We start from the raw sequence: 994 nt of genomic DNA on the forward strand, positions 1-994 counted from the left end.
CCTGGCAGACCTAATACTCCTTGGATTTTGATCAAACTTATACGAAAGATTGCAAAAGAAAACAAAGTCTGGGGAGCTACTAAACTACATGGGATTTTATCAAAACTAGGTTTTCTCATCTCCGAACGAACTGTTTCTAAATACATTCCCAAAAGACCAGCCAACCCAAGAGATAGAATCAATTGGAAAAACTTCTATTTACTCCATTCCGATTCTATGATCGTTTCAGATTTATTTTCCATCTATTCCAGAAATTTCTCTCAAATCTTCAGAGTCGTTTTCTTTTTAGATCTCAAAACGAGGCAAGTTCTACATTATGAGATTCAAACTCGTCCTACAACTCGCTGGATGAGAAAAGTATTCAAACTTGCCATTCGTAAAAAAGGAAAAAAGAACACTTCTTATCTAATCACAGATAATGATTCTTTATTTGGAAAACGATTTTCCAAATACCTAGAACGGATTGGAATTAAACATAAAAAAACTGCGATTCGTTCTCCCTGGCAAAACGGTTATGCGGAACGTTTTGTCAAAACTTGTAAAAATGAATTTCTAGATTATTTCATACCGTTGAATGAATATCATTTAACAGTCAAACTCGATGAGTTCATCCATTTTTACAATCACAACAGGACCCATCTTGCTTTGAATAAAGACACCCCTGTATCTTCGGAGATTTTGCATAAACCTAGAGACGGTGATTATAAGCTCATTTCCCACCCAGTTCTCGCTGGACTTTATCACACCTACTCCTGGAAAAAAGTAGCTTAGGCTATCTCTGTAAAAGTGATTTCTATCTATTCTCTTCAAAACAAGAGAAGGATTCCCTATGTCTTCTTATGAACATAGCTTGTATTTTTGAACCAAAACCAATCGTTTACAGAACAAAAACTCAAACCAGTCTCACTTTTCTATCCAAAAAAACTAACACCCGCTTCAAATCCATCCAACTTAACGAACAAAATGTTCAATTACTTAGTTTTTGCGAGGCTCA

1 protein-coding gene is annotated in these 994 nt (G+C 35.4%); it reads left to right on the forward strand.

What is annotated here, in order from left to right; all coding sequences use genetic code 11:
* Window positions 1-771 (forward strand): integrase core domain-containing protein (locus EHS15_RS03355; RefSeq protein ID WP_135759135.1); only part of this gene is annotated, 771 nt, incomplete at its 5' end.
* Window positions 772-994: the final 223 nt, after the last annotated feature.

The sequence above is a fragment of the Leptospira idonii genome (assembly GCF_004770995.1).
In the GTDB taxonomy this organism is placed as follows: Bacteria; Spirochaetota; Leptospiria; order Leptospirales; family Leptospiraceae; genus Leptospira_A; species Leptospira_A idonii.